Annotated in this window: 20 protein-coding genes and 1 pseudogene; 9 read left to right on the forward strand and 12 right to left on the reverse strand. The window is 72.0% G+C overall.

Features of this window, described 5'->3' with window-relative positions; translation table 11 throughout:
* Positions 1-9 precede the first annotated feature (9 nt).
* Positions 10-1,242, forward strand: a complete 1,233-nt coding sequence (locus tag N2041_RS07820; protein ID WP_297677501.1) for a hypothetical protein — start codon at positions 10-12, stop codon at positions 1,240-1,242.
* On the opposite strand, the gene N2041_RS07825 is transcribed toward N2041_RS07820, so the two are convergent.
* Complete coding sequence (locus N2041_RS07825) at positions 1,226-1,429, reverse strand: dodecin family protein (RefSeq protein ID WP_297677503.1); 204 nt, start codon at positions 1,427-1,429, stop codon at positions 1,226-1,228. The two genes, N2041_RS07820 and N2041_RS07825, sit on opposite strands and share 17 nt — an antisense overlap.
* Positions 1,430-1,737: 308 nt before the next feature.
* Here N2041_RS07825 and N2041_RS07830 point away from each other — a divergent pair, with 308 nt between their 5' ends.
* The 4 genes and pseudogenes from N2041_RS07830 to N2041_RS07840 all read left to right on the forward strand — a co-directional run bounded on the left by N2041_RS07830 (position 1,738) and on the right by N2041_RS07840 (position 6,843).
* On the forward strand, positions 1,738-2,307 hold the full coding sequence (locus N2041_RS07830; RefSeq protein WP_297677505.1) for a TMEM165/GDT1 family protein: 570 nt from the start codon (positions 1,738-1,740) through the stop codon (positions 2,305-2,307).
* Between the two features lie 93 nt (positions 2,308-2,400).
* Positions 2,401-2,523: pseudogene (locus N2041_RS14910) on the forward strand (topoisomerase DNA-binding C4 zinc finger domain-containing protein); the annotation flags it as partial.
* Positions 2,524-2,607: 84 nt separating this feature from the next.
* A complete protein-coding gene (locus N2041_RS07835; protein WP_297677507.1) occupies positions 2,608-6,036 on the forward strand; it encodes a RecQ family ATP-dependent DNA helicase in 3,429 nt (1,142 codons plus the stop codon).
* Between the two features lie 3 nt (positions 6,037-6,039).
* Positions 6,040-6,843 carry a hypothetical protein gene (locus N2041_RS07840; protein WP_297677509.1) on the forward strand — a complete coding sequence of 268 codons (804 nt, stop codon included), beginning with the start codon at positions 6,040-6,042 and terminating at the stop codon, positions 6,841-6,843.
* Positions 6,844-6,849: 6 nt separating this feature from the next.
* Here N2041_RS07840 and N2041_RS07845 read toward each other — a convergent pair whose 3' ends face one another.
* The 3 genes from N2041_RS07845 to N2041_RS07855 are packed head-to-tail and all read right to left on the reverse strand — an operon-like array spanning position 6,850 to position 8,860.
* Positions 6,850-7,587 (reverse strand): ABC transporter permease, encoded by a 738-nt coding sequence (locus N2041_RS07845; RefSeq protein WP_297677511.1) that lies wholly within the window; start codon positions 7,585-7,587, stop codon positions 6,850-6,852.
* Positions 7,584-8,537: an ABC transporter ATP-binding protein gene (locus N2041_RS07850; protein ID WP_297677514.1), complete on the reverse strand. Its 954-nt coding sequence runs from the start codon at positions 8,535-8,537 to the stop codon at positions 7,584-7,586. The genes N2041_RS07845 and N2041_RS07850 overlap by 4 nt, the downstream gene beginning before the upstream one ends.
* Positions 8,534-8,860, reverse strand: a complete 327-nt coding sequence (locus tag N2041_RS07855; protein WP_297677516.1) for a hypothetical protein — start codon at positions 8,858-8,860, stop codon at positions 8,534-8,536. The genes N2041_RS07850 and N2041_RS07855 overlap by 4 nt, the downstream gene beginning before the upstream one ends.
* Positions 8,861-8,980: 120 nt before the next feature.
* On the opposite strand from N2041_RS07855, the gene chrA reads away from it, so the two are divergent.
* On the forward strand, positions 8,981-10,225 hold the full coding sequence (gene chrA, locus N2041_RS07860) for a chromate efflux transporter (RefSeq protein WP_297677518.1): 1,245 nt from the start codon (positions 8,981-8,983) through the stop codon (positions 10,223-10,225).
* A gap of 18 nt (positions 10,226-10,243) precedes the next feature.
* Here the strand turns inward: chrA and N2041_RS07865 are convergent, their stop codons facing one another.
* The gene (locus tag N2041_RS07865; protein ID WP_297677520.1) at positions 10,244-10,783 is read right to left on the reverse strand and encodes an inorganic diphosphatase; all 540 of its coding nucleotides are present in this window, start codon (positions 10,781-10,783) and stop codon (positions 10,244-10,246) included.
* Between the two features lie 117 nt (positions 10,784-10,900).
* On the opposite strand from N2041_RS07865, the gene N2041_RS07870 reads away from it, so the two are divergent.
* Positions 10,901-11,488 (forward strand): hypothetical protein, encoded by a 588-nt coding sequence (locus N2041_RS07870; RefSeq protein WP_297677522.1) that lies wholly within the window; start codon positions 10,901-10,903, stop codon positions 11,486-11,488.
* Here the strand turns inward: N2041_RS07870 and N2041_RS07875 are convergent.
* Positions 11,485-13,056, reverse strand: a complete 1,572-nt coding sequence (locus N2041_RS07875) for an ABC-F family ATP-binding cassette domain-containing protein (RefSeq protein WP_297677524.1) — start codon at positions 13,054-13,056, stop codon at positions 11,485-11,487. The two genes, N2041_RS07870 and N2041_RS07875, sit on opposite strands and share 4 nt — an antisense overlap.
* A 398-nt stretch (positions 13,057-13,454) precedes the next feature.
* On the opposite strand from N2041_RS07875, the gene N2041_RS07880 reads away from it, so the two are divergent.
* Complete coding sequence (locus tag N2041_RS07880) at positions 13,455-14,207, forward strand: 3-hydroxyacyl-CoA dehydrogenase family protein (protein ID WP_297677526.1); 753 nt, start codon at positions 13,455-13,457, stop codon at positions 14,205-14,207.
* A gap of 6 nt (positions 14,208-14,213) precedes the next feature.
* On the opposite strand, the gene N2041_RS07885 is transcribed toward N2041_RS07880, so the two are convergent.
* Both N2041_RS07885 and N2041_RS07890 read right to left on the reverse strand, forming a co-directional pair.
* Positions 14,214-14,870: a low molecular weight phosphatase family protein gene (locus N2041_RS07885; protein ID WP_297677528.1), complete on the reverse strand. Its 657-nt coding sequence runs from the start codon at positions 14,868-14,870 to the stop codon at positions 14,214-14,216.
* A 3-nt stretch (positions 14,871-14,873) separates the two neighbouring features.
* Positions 14,874-15,560 (reverse strand): MIP/aquaporin family protein, encoded by a 687-nt coding sequence (locus N2041_RS07890; protein ID WP_297677530.1) that lies wholly within the window; start codon positions 15,558-15,560, stop codon positions 14,874-14,876.
* Between the two features lie 80 nt (positions 15,561-15,640).
* Here N2041_RS07890 and N2041_RS07895 point away from each other — a divergent pair, with 80 nt between their 5' ends.
* Complete coding sequence (locus tag N2041_RS07895; RefSeq protein WP_297677531.1) at positions 15,641-16,114, forward strand: DinB family protein; 474 nt, start codon at positions 15,641-15,643, stop codon at positions 16,112-16,114.
* On the opposite strand, the gene N2041_RS07900 is transcribed toward N2041_RS07895, so the two are convergent.
* The 4 genes from N2041_RS07900 to N2041_RS07915 all read right to left on the reverse strand — a co-directional run.
* Positions 16,111-16,926 carry a phosphotransferase gene (locus N2041_RS07900; protein WP_297677533.1) on the reverse strand — a complete coding sequence of 272 codons (816 nt, stop codon included), beginning with the start codon at positions 16,924-16,926 and terminating at the stop codon, positions 16,111-16,113. The genes N2041_RS07895 and N2041_RS07900 overlap by 4 nt on opposite strands.
* Positions 16,923-17,816 (reverse strand): alpha/beta hydrolase, encoded by an 894-nt coding sequence (locus N2041_RS07905; RefSeq protein ID WP_297677535.1) that lies wholly within the window; start codon positions 17,814-17,816, stop codon positions 16,923-16,925. Before N2041_RS07905 ends, N2041_RS07900 begins: the two co-directional genes overlap by 4 nt.
* 50 nt (positions 17,817-17,866) lie before the next feature.
* Positions 17,867-18,085, reverse strand: coding sequence for a hypothetical protein (locus N2041_RS07910; RefSeq protein ID WP_297677537.1), 219 nt, complete (start codon positions 18,083-18,085; stop codon positions 17,867-17,869).
* Between the two features lie 75 nt (positions 18,086-18,160).
* Positions 18,161-18,531, reverse strand: a 371-nt coding sequence (locus N2041_RS07915; protein WP_297677539.1) for an MFS transporter, incomplete at its 5' end; no start/stop codon positions are given.

The raw sequence follows: 18,531 nt of genomic DNA on the forward strand, positions 1-18,531 counted from the left end.
AGTGAGGGCGTGAGGTTCGGCGGCCCCTACCGCGTCGCACCGGTCCCGGCTCGCAGTCCGGTCGCCCTCCTCCTCCCGGGCGCCGCGATCGGAGCGGTTGCGGCGTTCACGGCGTTCCGGTTCGAGGGGACGGCAGCCTTCGCGGACCCGGGCTGGGACCGCCACTACTACCTCGAGGCGGCCCGCGCCGGGCCGTGGAATTTCCACATCGCGCCGTATTGCTGGCGGGTGCTGGTCCCGCTGCTGGCCTGGGCGGCGCCGCTGCCGCTCCAGTGGACGTTCCTCGCGGCCGCGTTCGCCGGCGCGTTCACGGCCGGGGCGGCCACCTGGCGGCTGCTCCGCAGCGAAGGCCACCCGCCCGGGCTGGCGGCTGCGGGCGTGCTGCTGCTCTTCGCGACCGGCTGGGGGCTCCGCTACCAGCTGGCGGATTTCTGGCTGCCGGATGCGGCGGCCTCGGGCGCCATCGCGCTCTGCCTGCTGTTCGCGGCGCGGGGCCAGCCGCGCGCGTTCGCGGCGGCGCTCTTCGCCGGCGCGTTGGCGAAGGAGAGCGCGCTCATCGCGGCCGCGCTGGCGCTGGCGTTCGCCGACCGCCTGCCGGGCAGCGGCCGCCGCCGGCTCGTGACGGGGGCGCTGGCGCCGCTGCCGGGTGTCGCGGCGGCAGTCCTCGTCCGGGTCGCCATCCCGGCGTGGAACGACGACGCGGGGTATGTGGCCTCGCTGCCGCCGGTCATCAGCCGCTTCCCGGAGATCGTGGCCCATTACGACTACCGCGCGCTGCTGCGGGAGGTGGGCTGGGAGCAGCGGGTGCTGGGGTTCGATGGCGGGCTCGCGCGGGCGCTGACGTTCGGGACGTTCGGGCCGCTCACGGCGGCGCTGGCGCTCGCCGGGGCAGCCGCGAAGCCGCGGCTGGCGGCCCGGCTGGCGCCGGTGCTGCTGCTCGCGTGGGCGCAGCTGCTGGTGGCGCGGGACACGGAGCGGCTCGTGGCGATGGCGGCGCCGGCGGTCTGCTGGCTCGCGGTCGAGGGAGCGGCCGCGGCCCGCCGGCGGGGGTTCGCGCGGCCGGCCGATGCCGCTCTCGCCGCGGCGGGGGCGTTCGCGCTCGCGCTGGCGAACGGCCGTGAGGCATTCGGCCTCGATCTCGCGGCGCAGGGGCTGCTCGCTGGGGGCGTGCTCGCCGCTCTGGCCTTCCGCCGCGGGTTCGAAGGTGCGCGCCCGTGCGGCGGCGTCAATCCTCGAGGATGAAGGTCACCTTCATGTTGACGCGGTACTCCTTGATGGCGCCGTCTCCGACGCTGACCGTCTGCTCCTGGACCCAGGCGCCCTTCACATTGCGGAGGGTCTTGTTCGCGCGGTCGATACCCTTCTTGATGGCGTCTTCGAAGGAGACGGGCGAGGCGGCGGTGATCTCGGTGACGCGTGCGACGGACATGGCGGACCTCCACCGTGGTATCGCGCTCATTATGCTCCCGGATGGCAAGGGGCCCGTGGCCGAACGGTGCGGGCTGGCGGGTGCGAACGGCCGTTTCCGGCTGCGAGGGGCTGGACCGTTAGGCGGACGCGGGCGACACTTGCCACCGAACCGAAGGGGAGTAGCCCCGCGCGCGTCATCGACATGCTCCCGCCGCGGCGGGCGGTGGCGCGGCCCGGTCGCCCGGGCGGGCGAGACTTTCGGCCAGCACACCGTGGTGTGCCGGCCGAGGGTGCTCCCCGCGAGAGCCGGCACACGAGGAGTTCGTGATGTCGGCGTTTTTCGTTTCTACGGCCCTGATTTTCTTCGCCGAGCTGGGCGACAAGTCGCAGCTGGTGGCGCTCTGGTTCGCGACGCGTTACCGGTGGTGGATCGTGCTGGCGGGGGTGAGCCTCGCGACGCTGGTGGTGCACCTGGGGTCGGTGGCGCTGGGGCTGGCGTTCGATGAGCTGCTGCCGGAGCGGTGGCTGCTCACCATCGTGGGCGTCTCGTTCTTCGCCTTCGCGGCGTGGAGCCTGCGGGGCGACACGCTGGAGGAAGAGCCGGGCGAGCCGCGCCTGGGGAAGCGGTTCGGCGCCTTCGGGGTCGTGACGGCGGCGTTCTTCCTCTCGGAGCTGGGCGACAAGACGATGCTGGCGACGGTCTCGCTGGCAGGGCGGGAGGCGAGCGCGGTGGGCGTGTGGCTGGGTTCGACGTTGGGGATGGTGCTGGCCGACGCGGTAGCGATCGGCGCGGGGGTGCTGGCGGGGAAGCGGCTGCCGCAGCGGGCGATTGCGGTGGTGGCGGCGGCGCTGTTCGCGGTATTCGGCGCGTGGGCGCTCTGGTCGGCCTGGGGGTGACCGGCTTCAGCCCCGGCGGCGGATGGCGAGGGCGGAGACAACTCCCGAGTTCTTCGTTAGAATTCGCGGCCCATTTCGCCTCGAGGAGTCATCATGTCGTCGCCTTCGTGTCCGCAATGCGGCGGAATGATGGGGCTCAGAACTGCCCGAAAGGGCTCGAACGCAGGGAGTCAGTTTTGGGGCTGTACACGCTATCCCGACTGCAAGGGCACGCGGCCGTATGACGAGAACGAGAGCGGCGAGCCCACTGATCGACAGCGGGCCAGCGGCGACATCGCGCCCGAGGAACTCCCCCATGTGGTGGAGATCGCCTCGCTGTACCCGGAACTCCAGGGCCGGCTTTACCAGGCGGTGGGACTGCCGCAGCGGTTCGTCGAACGGGTGCATGATGCGGACGTGCCGATGCGGCTCCGCCGGGCCGCGGGCCAGTGGCGGCTCGACCTGCCGGAGCCCGGGCCGCGGTCGGAGGACATCCGGGACCAGTTCGGCACCCTGATCGCGGTCGTCGAATCGATCCTCACCCGCGGCGCTATCACCTTCGTCGACCCGGCGATCGAGGAGGCGCTCCCGGACCCGCCGAGGGAGCTGGCGACCGATGACGACATCACCGGCGCTGTGGAGGAGCTCGCCGCAGCGCCGACGATCCCGTTTCGGCCGCGGACGGACCTGCCCTTGTGGGGAGAGGGCCGCCGATCTGCCGAGTGGTTCTTCGAGCGCGGCTTCGACCGCCAGGGCTGGACGATCGTCCCGCGCGTCGCCGTCCACCCTGTCTTCGCGGAGCCGGGCGCGAACCGGCCCCCGGAGCTGCCGATCGTGCTCGCGCACCCATCCATCGAGGTCCTCACGGCGGTCGACGTGAGCGGCGCACTCACCGGGCCAGGCGGAGCTGACTGGCGATCGTGGTTCGACCGGCGGCTCATGGAGGTCATCCCGGGCGGCGGCGACCTGGCGCGGATGGCGCGGGTCGAGGAGGTCCTGCGGCGCGCGGGCAGCCGGCCGCGGAAGGAAGAGCCGCTGACGGACCTGCGACTTGCGCGCTTCGGCCACCAGGTGCAGATCGCCGTCTTCGAAGCGTTCCGGGCCGGCTTCTTCCCGAACCCCGAGCACTGGGAGGTGGCCGTCCTCCCGCCGCAGCGGCTCGTGGATGAAGCCGCGGAACACGTCGAGCTCGTCCTGTCGGCGGCCGTGGAAGGGCTGGCCGAGCTGGTCTACCGGGTCGCGTGCCTGCATGAGTTGCCGCTCTCGCGGCCGACCACACGGGTCCACACGACTCCCGCGAGGGGCGCGCCCGGTGCCGCCGTGCTCGTCTCGGCGGGGCAGCCGCAGGCCGCGCTGCCGCCGCCGGTCGCGGGCCTGCCGCGATTCGTCATCCACGACCTCCCGCTCGGGATCAACGTCGCGGCCCCGATATCGACGGCGCGAGCCGTCCGGGCAACCGCACCGGCCCGGGAGCACGCGGAGTGGATGCTCCGGTACATCTTCCGCAAACAGGGCTTCTGGGAAGGACAGTGGGAAACGATTCAGCGGACCCTGCAGGGGAAGGACACGCTCGTCCTTCTGCCCACCGGAGGCGGGAAGTCGATCGCCTTCCAGCTCGGGGCGCTCTGCCTGCCCGGCGTGTGCATCGTGGTCGACCCGATCGTGTCGCTGATCGAAGACCAAATCGACAACCTTCGACGGGTCGGCATCGACCGCGCGATCGGCATCAGCAGTCTGATCCGGGAGCGGCAGGAGCGGGAAGCTGCCGTGAATGCCATGGCCCAGGGGCGTTACCTCTTCTGCTATGTCGCCCCGGAGCGGTTCCAGATTTCGACGTTCCGCGATGCGCTGCGCACCCTCACGGCTATCGTCCCGGTCTGTTCCGTCGCGATCGACGAGGCGCACTGCGTCTCCGAGTGGGGACACGATTTCCGGACGGCGTACCTGAATCTCGGCCGCATCGCGCGGGACTACTGCCAGAAGGACGGCAAAGCCCCGCCCCTCGTAGGCCTGACCGGCACCGCGAGCTACATCGTCCTCCGCGACGTCCAGAACGAGCTCCAGATCAGGGACTTCGAAGCGCTGGTGACGCCCACCACCTTCGACCGGCCGGAGCTGAAGTTCGAGGTGCTGCGGTGCGCCTCCGACGAGAAAGTGAACCGTCTCGTGGGAGTCCTGAACTCGCTGCCGTCACGGTTCGGGATGACACCCGGCGCTTTCTTCGACCCGCGCCGGCCGAAGCCGGCAGCGGGGCTCATTTTCTGTCCTTTCGTGCAGGGGCCGTTCGGGATTCGCTCGATTCACGAGGAGGTCGAGAAGCGGCTGAGCGGCAAATTCGGCATCTATGCTGGGCAGCTCCAGGACGACGAAAAGCGGAGCAACGCCCGGGACTTCAAACGGAGCCGGGTGCACGGGCTCGTGTGCACGAAAGCCTTCGGCATGGGCATCGACAAGCCGAACATCCGCTACACGATCCATACAGGCCTCCCGGAGTCGATCGAAGCGTTCTACCAGGAGGCCGGGCGCGCCGGGCGCGACCGGGGCCGCGCGTATTCGTTCATCCTGCTCTCCGATGAACAGCAGGGCGTCAACCGGCAGCTCCTCGACCCGAACACGACCGTCCAGGATATCGAAGCAACCCAGCAGAATCGCCGGAGGTACGGCACCGACGACGACGTCAGCCGGGCGCTCTGGTTCCACCTGCAGGCGTTCAGGGGGCGCGAGCAGGATCTCCAGACGACGCGGGTGGTGCTGGAGCTCCTGGGCGAGACCGGGTACGCGCGAGCAACGTCGCTGCAGTGGAGGGGGCAGGACCCGAAACGCTTCCGTGTGAGGGCGACCGGGGACCCCGGGAAGGACGGGGACGCCGTCCGCTCGGCGATGGAGAAGGTGCTCCATCGGCTCGTCGTCCTCGGCGTGGTCGCCGATTACACGGTCGATTACGCGCACAGTGCGTTCGAAGTGAAGGTCGCCGGCGCCGACGCAGGCACGGTCCGGGACCGACTCCTGCAGTACGTGCGCGGGTACCAGGCAGGCCTCGTGCGGGGGTACGCGGAGCGGCTCGATACGGCAGCGGAACGTCCCTGGGACGAGTTCGTCCTGTACGCGTGCGAGCTCCTCATCGACTTCATCTACGAGCACATCGAACGGGCGCGGCGCCGGTCGCTGCAGGAGATGCTCGAGGCGGCCTCTGCCGGCGACGGCGAGGCGCTGCGGGACCGCATCCTGAACTACCTGACCACCACCGAGTACGACGACTACCTGGTCCAGATGGTGAACGCGGTGACCGAGCAGGAAGAGCACGATGCGATGACGGGGCTGTTCGAGCTCATCGTGGCGCCGCTCGACGCTGAGCGCGTCCGGGGCGCGGCGGGCCGGTACCTCACCTCCTATCCCGACCAGCCCGCCCTGCTGATGGTGCGCGCCGCAGCCGAAGCCCTCGCGCGGGAACCGGACGGCGTAGCGGTGCGGCAGAACCTGACCGCCGCCCTCCAGTTCGGGCGGACCCGCTACCTGTACGACGACGGGCGTCTCGCGCGCCTTGCGGGGACGGCAATCGGGCTCGTCGCGGGGCGGAAACCGGACATGGCGCGCCGGATGGCCCTCGAGGCCGCGCGCGCCCAGGCCGACCAGCCGGAATTCGTCCGGGAACTGGCGCGGGTCATGCCCGAGGTGACCGCCGTGCCGGCGGCGCTGGTGCTGGCCGAACGACTCGCTGCGAGAGTCGACCACATCTTGAAGGCAGGGTGATCGATGACGATCGAAGAAGAACTGGCGAAGTTCCTCACGCTCGAGGAGGCCGTCGCCGGCCTGGCGGACCGGCTCGAGCAGCTGCGCTCCGAGACCGAACGGTACGACCAGGCGCGCGGGCACCTCGACGACGCTGCCCGGCAGCTCGACACGCTCATCTCCCGCCTCTCCGAGGTCACGAGCGGCGTCGGGAGCGTGATCGAGACGCTGCGGAGCATCGATACCGCGGCGCTGCTCGTCGGACAGGAGGAAATCGCGGGGCGTTTCGCGGCGGTGGAATCCGGATTCGCCGAGGCGCGGGCGCAATCGGGAGCGCTCCAGGCGGCGTTCGAGGCGACGGGGCAGTCCGTCGTCGAAGCGGTGGGAGCTGTTCGCAGTGCGCTCGACAGCCTGCCGGCTCAGCTCGCAGGGGTCGAAGAAGCGTTGACGGGAAGGCTCGATGCCCTCGACGCCCGGTCCAGCGCGGCCGAGGAACGGCTCGCCGGCCTCGCTGCGGGAAACGGCGCGTCGATCGAGGCCCTCGCCGGAAAGCTCGAGCGGTTCGAATCGAGCTCCAGCACCGCCCTGGAAGACCAGCGCGCACTGATCCTCTCCAGCGCGGCGGAGACCGCAAAGAACGTTCGGTCATCACTGGAGTCATTTGCCACGACCGTCAGCGAGGGGACGAACCGGCTGGAGGCCGCTGAAGCCGCCACGAGGCAGGAGCTCCAGACGGCCATCCGTCAGCTCCAGGGAAGGGTCACGATCGGTTTCGGGGCCCTCGGAGCCCTGGGCATCGCGACACTGGTAGCGGCGCTCATCCGCTGACCGGCTTCAGCCCCGGCGGCGGATGGCGAGGGCGGAGAGGGCGATCGAGCCGAGCGCGAAGAGCGCCATGACGGCCAGCGAGGTGCCGAGGTGCGTCCCGGGCAGGTCCGTCGATGTGGCGCGGATGGCATCCGCGGCGTAGGTCGGCGGGGCGAACCGGGCCGTCTCGCGCAGCGCGGCGGGCAGCTGCTCGCGCGGCATCAGCACGGGCGCGAAGAAGAGTACGTAGAAGATGATGAGCTGGGTGAGGGCGTTCGTGAGCTGCGGGTGGCGCGAATACACCGCCATGGCGATGCCGACGCCGGCGAGCGAGCCGACGCCGAGGAGAATCGCCACCGGCAGCAGCGGGTGCAGTTCGAGCGCGAGGTCGTACCGCCACGCGCCGACGGCGAGGCAGAAGAAGATGCCCGGCAGCGCCATGACACCCACGGCGGTGACCAGCGCGAGCAGGTAGGCCTCGCGGCTGATCGGCATGCTCAGGTAGTAGTCGAGCCGCCCTTCGTGCTTCGACTGGGCGAGCAGCTGGGAGAGCATGACGAGCCCCATGGTGACGACGCCCTGCGTCGCGGTGCCGGTGACGATGTAGAGGGCCGTCGATTCGGTGATGCCGGGGATGAGGTAGCCGAAGCCGAAGACGAACCCGACCATGAAGCCGATCTGCACGGCGGCGATGATGGGGACTTCGCCGCGCATGCTGCGCAGCTCCATCGAGACGAGGTCACGGTACTGGCGGAGGAAGGTCACGCGGTGGCTCCTTCGATGGCGAGGCCCGGCCCGGGGCGGCCCGCGGCGGCGGGGGCCATGGCGGCGGCGTAGATGTCATCGAGCGTGGGCGGACCGATGCGGAAATCGAGCACCGTCCCGAGTTCGCGCAGGCGGCTGACCCAGGCGGCGACCCGGGGCAGGTCAGCGGCGTCGAAGAGGTAAGCGCCGGCGCCGTCCGGGACGAGCGCGGGGTGAGGCGTGAGGGTGCCGGCGGCCGCGAGCTCGAGCCGGAGGCGTTCGGTGACGATGCTGCGGAGGGCGGCGGGCGTCCCTTCGCGGACGATGCGGCCGGCGTTCATGATGGCGAGCCGGTCGATGACGCGCTCGGCCTCGGCGAGGTTGTGGGTGACGAGGAGGATGGTGGCGCCCCCGCGGCCGAGCTCGCTGATGAGCTCCCAGAGCAGCACGCGCCGGAGGGGGTCGACGTCGTTCGTGGGTTCATCGAGCACGAGCAGGCGCGCGGGGGCGGCGATGGCGGCGGCGAACCCGGCCAGCCGGCGCACGCCGCCGGAGGCGCTGCGCATGGCGGTGCCGCGGAAGGGGCCGAGGTCGAGCCGCTCGATGAGCCGCGCGGCGGCGTCGCGGGCGGCGCGGGGCGGGATGCCCCGGAGCCGGGCGGCGAACTCGATCGTCTCGGCGACGGTGAGCGACTGGAGGTCGAAGGTGCCCTGCGGGAGGAAGCCGATATTCCGGCGGGCGAAGCCCGGGTCGGCGACGATGTCGACGCCGTCGAGGGTGATGGTGCCGGAGGTCGGCCGGGCGAGGCCGAGCACCTGGCGGACGAGGGTCGTCTTGCCGGCGCCGTTCGGGCCGAGGAGGCCGAAGATTTCGCCGGGCCGGAGCTCGAGGTCGATGCCGGCGTTGGCGAGGGTGCCGTTGCGGTAGCGCTTGGTGACGCCGCGGAGGGCGAGGACGGGCGGCGCGCTCATGCGGCGGCCCCGGCGGGCGCGGCGGCGCGGGCGAGGAGGGATTCGAGCGCGGCGAGGGCGGCCTCGATGTCGGCCGGGTCGGCGCCTTCCCGGGCGGCGCGGGCGAGGCCGCCGATGGCGGCGGCGGCAGCGGCGGCCGTGCCCCGGAGCGGGAGGTCGCGGGGGATTTCGCAGAAGGCCATGGCGACGAGCAGGGCGGCGGCGGCCCGGTCCATGAGGTCATCGAACGGGGGCAGCGGCGCCGCGCCATCGCGGACGGCAGCGACGAGGCAGCGGGCGTGGGCGAGCAGCTGGCAGAGGTGGGGGTGCGGGCGTTCGGTCATGTCTCAACTCCTGCTGCCGTATCTTAAGGACGAGCTCGCGAAAGTCAATGTCTTGCTTGCAATTTCTGATGCGACGGCAGAGGGCGAACGTTGACGGGGGCTGGCGTAGGCTGTGGGGCCATGACGTCCGCGACGACGCCGGGCCGCGCCGGCGAGGTGGCGCGCTACTTCTTCCGCCTTGGGTGCATCGCCTTCGGCGGGCCGGCCGCGCACATCGCGCTGATGCGCCGCGAGCTGGTCCGCGAGCGGGGCTGGGTAAGCGACCAGGAGTTCCTCGACATGCTGGGGGTGACGAACCTCATCCCCGGCCCCAATTCGACCGAGATGACGATGCACCTCGGCCACCGGCGCGCGGGGATGGCCGGCCTCTGGCTGGGCGGCCTGCTCTTCTTGCTCCCGGCGGTGGCGATCGTGACGGCGCTCGCCTGGGCCTACGTGCGGTACGGGACGACGCCCGCCGGCGAGGGCATCCTGCTGGGGGCGCAGCCGGTGGTGCTGGCGCTCATCCTCCACGCGGCGTGGGGACTGACGGGGGCGGCGTTCCGCGGCCTCGAGTCCGTGATCGTCATCGCGGCCGTCACGGGGCTCGCCCTCGCCGGCGTGAGCGAAGTCGCGCTGGTGCTGGGCGCGGGCGTGTATTCGGCCGCGGCCTGGGCGCTCGTGCACGCGCTCACGCGCTCCGCGCGGCGGCAGCTGCCGGAGCTGCCGCGGGCCGGCGGCCACTGGTGGCGGCTGCCCCGCCAGCGGAAAGATGGACCCGGCCGGGGCCGGCGGTCCCGCGTCTGGCTGCCGCCGCTCGCGCCCGGCCCGGCGCTGGCGGCTGCCGGCGGCGCCGCCGGGGCGACGACGCTCGGCATCTTCCTCGGCTTCCTGAAGATCGGGGCGGTGCTGTACGGGAGCGGCTACGTGCTCGTCTCGTTCATGCGTGACGAGTTCGTCCAGCGGCGGGGCTGGCTCACGGAGGCGCAGCTGCTGGACGCGATCGCGGCCGGGCAGGTGACGCCGGGGCCGCTCTTCAGCTCGGCGGCGTTCGCGGGCTACGTGATGGACGGCTTTGCGGGGGCGCTCGCGGCGGCGGCCGGCATCTTCCTGCCGTCGTTCCTGTTCGTGATGCTGGCGGCGCCGTTCGTGCCGCGGCTGCGGCGGTGGCGGCTCTCCGCGGCCTTCCTCGATGGGGTGAACGCCGCGGCCTGGGCGCTCATCGTAGTCGTCAGCGTGCAGCTGGCGCGGGAGGTGCTCACCGGCCCGTTCGCGTGGAGCCTCTTCGCGGCCGCCCTCGGCGCGGCGGTCGCGACGCGGATCAACTCGGCATGGCTGGTGCTCGGCGGCATCGCGCTCGGCCTCGCCTGGACGGCGGCGGGCTGAACGCAGCAGCGGGCCGGCTCAGCGCTCGTTCGCGCGCATCTTCCAGTAGTCGCTCAGGGCGATGCGGATGACTTCGAGCGCCCGCTCCCGGCCTTCGAAGGGGTCGACGACGACCTCCTTCTCCTCAAGCACCTTGTAGTCGATGAAGAAGCGCTGGATTTCGGCCACGAGGTGGGGCGGGACGTCTTCCAGCTTCCGGATGTGGCTGAAGGCCGGGTCGTGGGAGTGGACGCCGAGGATCTTCTCATCGGCCTTGCCGCCGTCGCGCATGTGCATGACACCGACCGGCCGGACGTAGACGAGCGTCATCGGGACGACGGGCTCCTGGCCGAGGACGAGGACATCGAGCGGGTCGCCGTCGTCGCAGAAGCTGCGGGGGATGAAGCCGTAGTTGGCGGGGTAGCGGACGGAGCTGGAGAGCACGCGGTCCAGCTTGAGGATGCCGCTCTTCTTTTCGAGTTCGTACTTGTTCTTGCTGCCTGCGGGGATTTCGATGACGACGGGAAGCTCGGACTCGATCTTGTCGGGGTCGACGGCGATGTCGTGCCAGGGATGCATCGGTGCGCGGCTCGCTTCCGGGTGAGATGTCCCGAGTGTCGCACCGGGCGAATCTCGGCGCGAGTGACGTGACAGGCACCTGTTGGAGCTGCGGCGGCATGCTGCCAGCGTGGGGGCATGACGACACTGGCTGATTTTCGCGAACGGATGCGCATCGACCTGCAGGACCCCGACGGAGAGCGGTGGACGGACGCGGCGCTGGACCGGCACTTCGGACGGGCGCTGGCCGAGCTTTCGCGGGCGGCCCCGCGGGAGGCGCGGCTGACGGCGGCGACGGCGCCGGGCAGCCGGGAGCTGAGCCTCGCGGGCATCCCCGGGCTGCTCGGCGTGGCGCGGGCGGAGTACCCCGCCGGGCTCGAACCGCCGGCCTTCCGCCGCTTCGCCGTCTTCGGCAGCCTGCTGCGGTTCGAAGACGGGCCGCTGCCGGACGGGAGCGACTGCCGGCTCTGGTGCCGGCTGCTCCACGAGGCCGACGACGCGGGTTCGACGCTGCCGGCCGCGCTGGAGGACATCGCGGTGCTGGGGGCGACGGCGTTCGCAGCGGCGGAGGCGGCGAGCGGCACGCTCGAGCGGCTCACGCTGAACGCCGGCACGGCGGCGGCCTACGCCGCCATGGCCCGGGAGCGGGAGACGGCGTTCCGCCAGCTGCTGCGGGAGCTGGGCGGGCGCGGGCGGCTGCGCGCCCGGCGCGCCGGCGCCCCCTAGCCCTTCCGCAGGTGGAGGAGTTCGCGCACCCCGAGGTCTTTCACTTCGTAGACGTGGGTGGCGACGCCTTCGACGATGCCGGGGTCGTGGCTCGCGCAGAGGATGGTGCCGTCGTAGGCCTGCAGGGCTTCGATGAGCTTGCGGCGGGTGGTGCGGTCGAGGTGGTTCGTCGGCTCGTCCAGCAGGAGGACGTTCGTCGGCTGGAGGAGGAACTTCGCGAGCGCGACCCGGCTCCGTTCGCCGCCGGAGAGCACCCGGATCGGCTTGAAGACGTCGTCACCTTTGAAGAGGAATTGGCCGAGGACGGTGCGGAGGCGGACTTCCGGCTCGTGGGGGGCGACGGAGCGGACCTCCTCGAGCACGGTGCGGTCCATGGCGAGGGCTTCGTCCTGGTGCTGGTCGTAGTAGCCGAAGCGGGCGCGCTCGGCCCATTCGACGGACCCCTCCGTGGGGGCGATGAGGCCGGCCGCGATTTTCAGCAGGGTGCTCTTGCCGCCGCCGTTCGGGCCGACGAGGACGACTTTCTGGCCGCGCTCGATGTGGAGGTTGACGTCGACGAGCACGAGGTGGTCGCCGTAGGCGTGGCCGACGTGGCGGAAGACGAGGACGTCGCGCTCGGTGCGGCCGTGGGCGCTGATTTCGAAGTGGACTTCGGCCTCCTTCTTCGGCCGTTCGATGCGCTCGACGCGGGCGAGCTGCTTTTCGCGGGACTGGACCTGCGCGGCTTTGGTGGCCTTGGCGCGGAACCGTTCGATGAAGCGCTCCTGCCGGGCGAGTTCGCGCTCCTGCCGGGCGGCGGCCTGGTCGAGCGCCTGGAGCTTCGCCGCCTTCTGCTTCTGGAAGGCGGTGTAGTTGCCGGTGTAGCTCTCGATGGTCTTCTCGCGGAGGTCGAGGATGCGGGTGGCGAAGCGGTCGAGGAACTCGCCGTCGTGGGTGACGACGAGGATGGCGGCGTCCCATTCGGTCAGCTCCTCTGCGAGCCAGTCGCGGGCGCGGGCGTCGAGGTGGTTCGTCGGCTCATCGAGGAGGACGTTTTCGGGCCGGCGGACGAGGACCTTCGCGAGGGCGATGCGCATCTGCCAGCCGCCGGAGAATTCGCTGCAGCGCTTCTGCCAGTCGGCGGGTTCGAAGCCGAGGCCGTCGAGGACGCGGCCGATGCGGGCTTCGATGCGGTAGCCGTCGAGCGCTTCGAACCGTTCGAAGAGGCGGGCCTGCTCGTCGACGAGCGCATCGAGGTCGCCGTCGCCGGCTTCGATGGCGGCGGCGACGCGGGCGAGTTCGCGCTCGATGGCGCTGGCATCGGGGAACGCGCGCCAGAGCTCCTGGAGGAGGGTGTTGTCGTCGTCGAGGTCGGCCTCCTGGCGGAGGTAGCCGAGGCTGCCGCCGGTGTAGCCGGCGCGGCCGGCATCGGGCTGTTCGAGGCCGGCGATGAGGCGGAGGACGGTGGATTTGCCCGCGCCGTTGGGCCCGACGAGCCCGACGCGCTCGCCTTCGCTGACGGTGAAGGTGACATCGCGGAGCACCTCTTTGGCGCCGAACGACTTCGAAACGTGGTCGCAGAAGAGCATGGGGACAGGGTGAGGGTAGCAGGAGTTGGGAGGGAAGCGGGAACCGGGAAGCGGGAGGCGGGAACCGGGAAGCGGGAAGCGGGAGGGCGCGTGAATTCGGAGGTCCGGGTGGGCCTCACCGGCCCTCCGCGGGGACGGAGCCCCGCGGCTACGGAGTTGGGAGTTCGGAGACGGGAGACGGGAAGCGGGAACCGGGAGGCGGGAACCGGGAACGGGGAACGGCGAACGGCGAACGGGGAGCATCAACCTCCAACCTTCAACCTCCAACCTCCAACCTCCAACCTCCAACCTCCAACCTCCAACCTCTCCCTCTCTCCCTCCTCCCCCGTTCCCGCCTCCCGGTGTACCTTGCGGGGCACGAGATTCGAGGGGCGTTCGGCCCCGTGGAGGTTGGTCCGGTGAAGTTCGAGGACGTGAAGAAGGTCGGCTGCCTGGGCGGCGGCATCATGGGCGGCGGCATCGCCCAGGTCGTGGCGCAGGCGGGCTACGAGGTGGTGGTCCGCGATATCAGCGACGAGGCGATTGCGAAGACCCGCCACGCCATCGAAGACGGCAAGTGGGGCATGAAGCGCGCAGTCGAGCGCGGCAAGCTCGGCTTCGACGACGCGCTGGCGGCGATGGCCCGCATCAGCTACAGCACCGACCTCGCTGCCCTCGCCGACTGCGACGTCATCATCGAGGCGATCCCGGAGAAGCTCGACCTGAAGCAGCAGGTCTTCGCCGAGCTCGACCGGCTGGCGAAGCCCGAGGCCATCTTCGCGACGAACACGAGCGGCTTCTGCATCCAGGACGTGGCGCGGGACGTTTCCGACGCCCGGAAGGAGCGGTTCATCGGGATGCACTTCTCGAACCCGGTGACCGTGATGCGGATGTGCGAAGTGATCTGGACGCCGCAGAACAGCGAGGAGGTCATCGCGACCGCGCGGAAGCTGGCCGAGGCCGCCGGCAAGGAGGTCTCGATGGTGAAGGACACGCCGGGGACGTACGGCTTCATCCTGAACCGGGTGTTCGCGGCCGCCTACCGCGAGGCGCGCGCCATCGTCGAGGCCGGCATCGCCACGCCGGAGGACGTCGACAAGGCGATGATCACCGGGCGCAACTGGCCGTCCGGCTTCTTCGGCGGCCGCGGCGGCATCGGCAAGGAGTGGTGACGGGCCTCAGCTGATGGCGGGGACGCCCAGCTCTTCGAGCAGCTTCCGGACCCGGCCTTCGATGTCGGCGACGATCGCTTCGACGACTTCGCGCGGCTGGCCCGCCGGGTCCGGCACCTCCCAGTCCATGTACCGCTTGCCGGGGTAGATGGGGCAGGCGTCGCCGCAGCCCATCGTGATGACGACGTCGGCGGCGCGGACCAGTTCGTCGGCGAGCGGCTTCGGGAACTCCTGCGAGAGGTCGATGCCGCGCTCGGCGAGGATGGCGACGACGGCCGGGTTGATCTCATCGGCCGGGTCGGAGCCGGCGGAGCGGACCGCCACGGCGCCCCCGCTGAGCTGCGCCGTGAGCGCCGCCGCGATTTGCGAGCGGCCGGCGTTGTGGACGCAAACGTAGAGGACTTCGGGCCGGTCCTTCGTCACGAGGCCCTCCGCCTGCGCGAGGGCGCGGAGCCGTTCACGCGTGTAACGGTGCACGAAGACGGGCACGAAGTCGAGCAGCCGGGCGCGGCCGCGGATGGCATCGAACGATTCGTTGACGTACCGCTCGATGGTTTCGATGGAGAAGATGCCGGCGAATTCGCGGGCGAGCGCTTCGGCTTCGCGGCGGATGCGGAGGCGGAGTTCGCCTTCCTCGGCAGGGGTGAGCGAGAGGGCAGCCATGGGTCAGCTCCTTTCGGGTGGTGGCGGCGGCGCGCCGGGGCGGAGGAGGTCGTAGGCGAAGGCGGCGAGCACGGCGCCGAGCGCGGGGCCGAGCCAGTAGACCCAGTGGGCATCCCACGCGCCAGAGGCGACGGCCGGGCCGAAGCTGCGCGCCGGGTTCATCGAGGCGTTGGCGACCGGCCCCCAGCCGGTGGCCGCCATCGCGACGTAGCCGCCGATGGCGATGGCCGCGAGCGCGCCCTGCGCCCGCGCATCGGTCGCGACGGAGAAGACGACCAGGGCGAGGAAGAAGGTGAGGACGATTTCTGAGGCGAGGGCGGCATCGGCGCCGCCGAGGCGCGGCAGGCTGGCGCCGGCATCGGCGTGGTCACCGACGATGGCGACGACGGCGAGGCCGGCGAGCGCCGCGCCGGCGAGCTGGGCGGCGATGTAGCCGGCCGCGCGGCCGGGGCGGATGCGGCGCGTGGCGGCGAAGGCGGCCGTGATCGCCGGGTTGATGTGGCAGCCGGAGACGTGGCCGAGCGCGAAGATCATCGCCATCACGATGAAGCCGAAGCTGAGGCCGATGCCCACGCCGCCGACCGCGCCGCCGGAGGCGGCATCGACGGCCATCGAGCCCGGCCCGGCGAAGACGAGCGCGAACGTGCCGAGGAACTCGGCCAGGTACGGCGCAGCCTGTTCGCGGGACACGCGGTCGAACTCTCCTGCGGAAAGGTTAACGGGAGATGAGCAGCGGGCCGCTGAGCAGCCGCTGCCGTAGCATGGGGACGGTGATCGGGCGCGACGACCTCATCAAGTACGTGGTGAACGTGCAGGCGCGGACGTACGAGGCGTTCGAGCGGCTGCGCGACGAGCACCTCGAGTGGCGGCCGGCGCCCGGCGAATTCTCGGTTGCGGAGCTGGCGCTCCACATCGTGGCGGCGCGGCGGATGAACCTGCTCGCCATCGAAACGGGCGCGCCGCGCTACCCGGGCCACGAACCGACGCCCGGGCTGACGGCGGACCGGCTGCGGGAGCTCTGCCTCCGCTCGGGGAAGAAGACGGTCGCCGTGCTCGCGCGGGCCGACCTGGAGCGGACCATCGGCAACCTCGCGGGCGACCCATTCCCGGCGTGGAAGCGGGTGCTGGGCGGGCTGGTAGAGCACGAGGTGCACCACCGGAGCCAGCTCTGTTCGTACCTCGCGGCGCTGGGGACCGAGCCGCCGGCGCTCTTCGGCCTGCGGGTGGAAGCGCTGCCGCGCTAGGAGGGCCGGAGCGCGCGGGCGAGGGCCCGGAGCAGCGGCAGCCGCTCGCCCGGGATGTCTGCATCCAAACGTTCGATGATGGCAGCTGACCGCCAGGCGCGCGCAACGTCCGGCGGCGCGGGAACAGAGCGGCGGTATGCGGCGGCATACTGCGCAGCGAAGAGCCGGCGGCCGGCCGCCGCGAGGATTCGCTCGGCGCGGGTCGCCCCCGGCGGCAGGGCGCCCAGTTCGAGGAGGACCAGCGTCCGGGCGTGGCTGGCGAGCGGGTCGCCCTGGTAGACGTCGGCGAAGTCGATGAGGACCGGCCCTGCCGGGGTCATCATCACGTTGCCCGGGTGGAAGTCAGCGTGGACGAGGCGGTCTCCGCCGGGAAGCGCGGACAGGTGGGGCCGGGCCGCCGCGCGGACGCGTGCGGGGACGCGCGGCGACGATGCGAGCACCTCGAGCACCCGCTCGCGCCACCCCGGGAAGCCGCTGCCGTCGGCGCGCGTGAGGTGGGCGTGGATGGCGGCGAACTGCCGCGCCAGCGCCGGCAGCCGCCAGGGGCGTGCTGCCGCGACGTCGAGGAGGTCGCGGCCCTCGACCCGGGCCATGATGAGCCCGGGCCGTCCATCGATGACGGTAACGCCCTCGACGGCGGGCACGGGCACCCCCGCTGCGGCGGCAGCGCGGAGCGCCGCGGCCTCCCGTTCGAACGGCGCAAGGGGTCCCGGCCTGCGCGCGAGCTTCACCACCCGGCGCGCATCGAGCGCGAACACTTCGGCGGCGCGCCCCTGCCCCAGCCGGGGGAGCGCGCCGGGGTCGATGGTCACCCGCCGGTGTGGCGGGCGATGAAGGCGCCGGCCGCCTTCACGGCCGCGTGCGCCTCCGGCAGCATGCCGAAGATCTGGAAGACGTGGAACATCTCCGGGTACGGCTCGAAGGCGACCGGCACGCCGGCTTCGACCGCCCGGACGGCGAGGCGGACGGCATCGTCGTAGAGCGTCTCTTCGGTGCCGACCTGGATGAGGAGGGGCGGCAGGCCGCGGAGGTCGCCGTGGATGGGCGAGGCGAGCGGCTGGCGCGCGTCCTGTCCGGCGAGGTACCAGTCGGCCATCTGCTGGAGGCCGGGCCGGTGCACCATCGGGTCGCGGGCATCGCGGGCGTCCATGGAGGCGCCTTCGAGGGCGAGGTCCGTCCACGGCGAGAAGACGACGGCGCAGGCGGGCAGCGGCGTCCCGGCATCGCGCAGTGCGAGGAGCGTGGCGACGGTCAGCCCGCCGCCGGCGGAGTCGCCGGCGATGGCGATGCGGCCGGGCTCGAGGCCCTGCCCGAGCAGCCAGCGGTAGGCCGCGACCGCATCGTCGACGGCCGCCGGGAACGGGTGCTCGGGCGCGAGCCGGTAATCGATGGCGAAGCCGGCCGCGCCGGAGGCGGCCGAGAGCCGGGAGACGAGGCCGCGGTGGGTGGCGATGGAGCCGATGACGTAGCCGCCGCCGTGGAGGTAGAGGATGGCCCGGGTGCGGGAGACGCCGGGCGCGACGGACCACTCGGCGGGGACGCCGGCGGCATCGGCCGGTTCGAGCGCGGTGCCGGGCTCAGCGCCGCCGAGCGCGGCCATCCCCTCCATGTTCGCCCGCATCTGGCGGACGTCGGGCGTTTCGAGGGGCGGGGGCGCGGCGCGGAACATCGCGGCGAGCTGCTGGGCTTCGGCGCTGGGCATCGGGAATCCTCCACCGGGAGAGCGTGCCGGCGCCGGCGCTGCGCCGCGGGCTAGCGGCGGAGCTTCGGCGTCAGCCAGCCGGCAGCATACCCGAGGACGGCGGCGACGATCAGCGCCCACGCGAGGCGCGTCTCCGTCTTCGCGAAGAGGAAGCGGACCTGCACCGTGAGCCAGTTCTCGGCGATGAAGACGATGAGGGCGAGCAGGACGACGGCGAAGATGATGAGCCGCATCCGCCACTTCGTTTCGGTGCGCTGGGCCTGCGTCACGGGGCATCCTCCCGGCGATGGTGTCGCGAACGGCCCGTATCGTAGGCACGCGCGGGCCGGGCGAGCGCGAACGGTTCAGGAGCCTCGAACGATCGGACCCGGGGCCGGCGCCGCCCCGGCGCGGCGGGCGTAGGCGAGCGTGGCGAGCGCCGCGGCCGCGGCCAGCGCCGCCGAGACGGTGAACGCGGCGGGCGCGCCCCAGCGGCCGACGACGAAGCCGCCGAGCGCAGGCCCGAGCGCGAGCGCCAGCCCGCTGAGCGCCACCGAGAGGCCGATGAGCGTGCCGCGGTGGCTCTCGGGCGCGAGGTCCATCACCGCAGCGTTCCACGCCGGCACGGTGAGCACGTTGCCGGCGACGACGAGGACTGCGGCCGCCATCGCCACGGGCAGGCTGGCGGTGGCCGCCAGCACGAGCAGCCCGGCGACGAGGCAGAGCTGGCCGGCGG

It is taken from the genome of Tepidiforma sp. (genome assembly GCF_026419595.1).
GTDB lineage: Bacteria > Chloroflexota > Dehalococcoidia > Tepidiformales > Tepidiformaceae > Tepidiforma.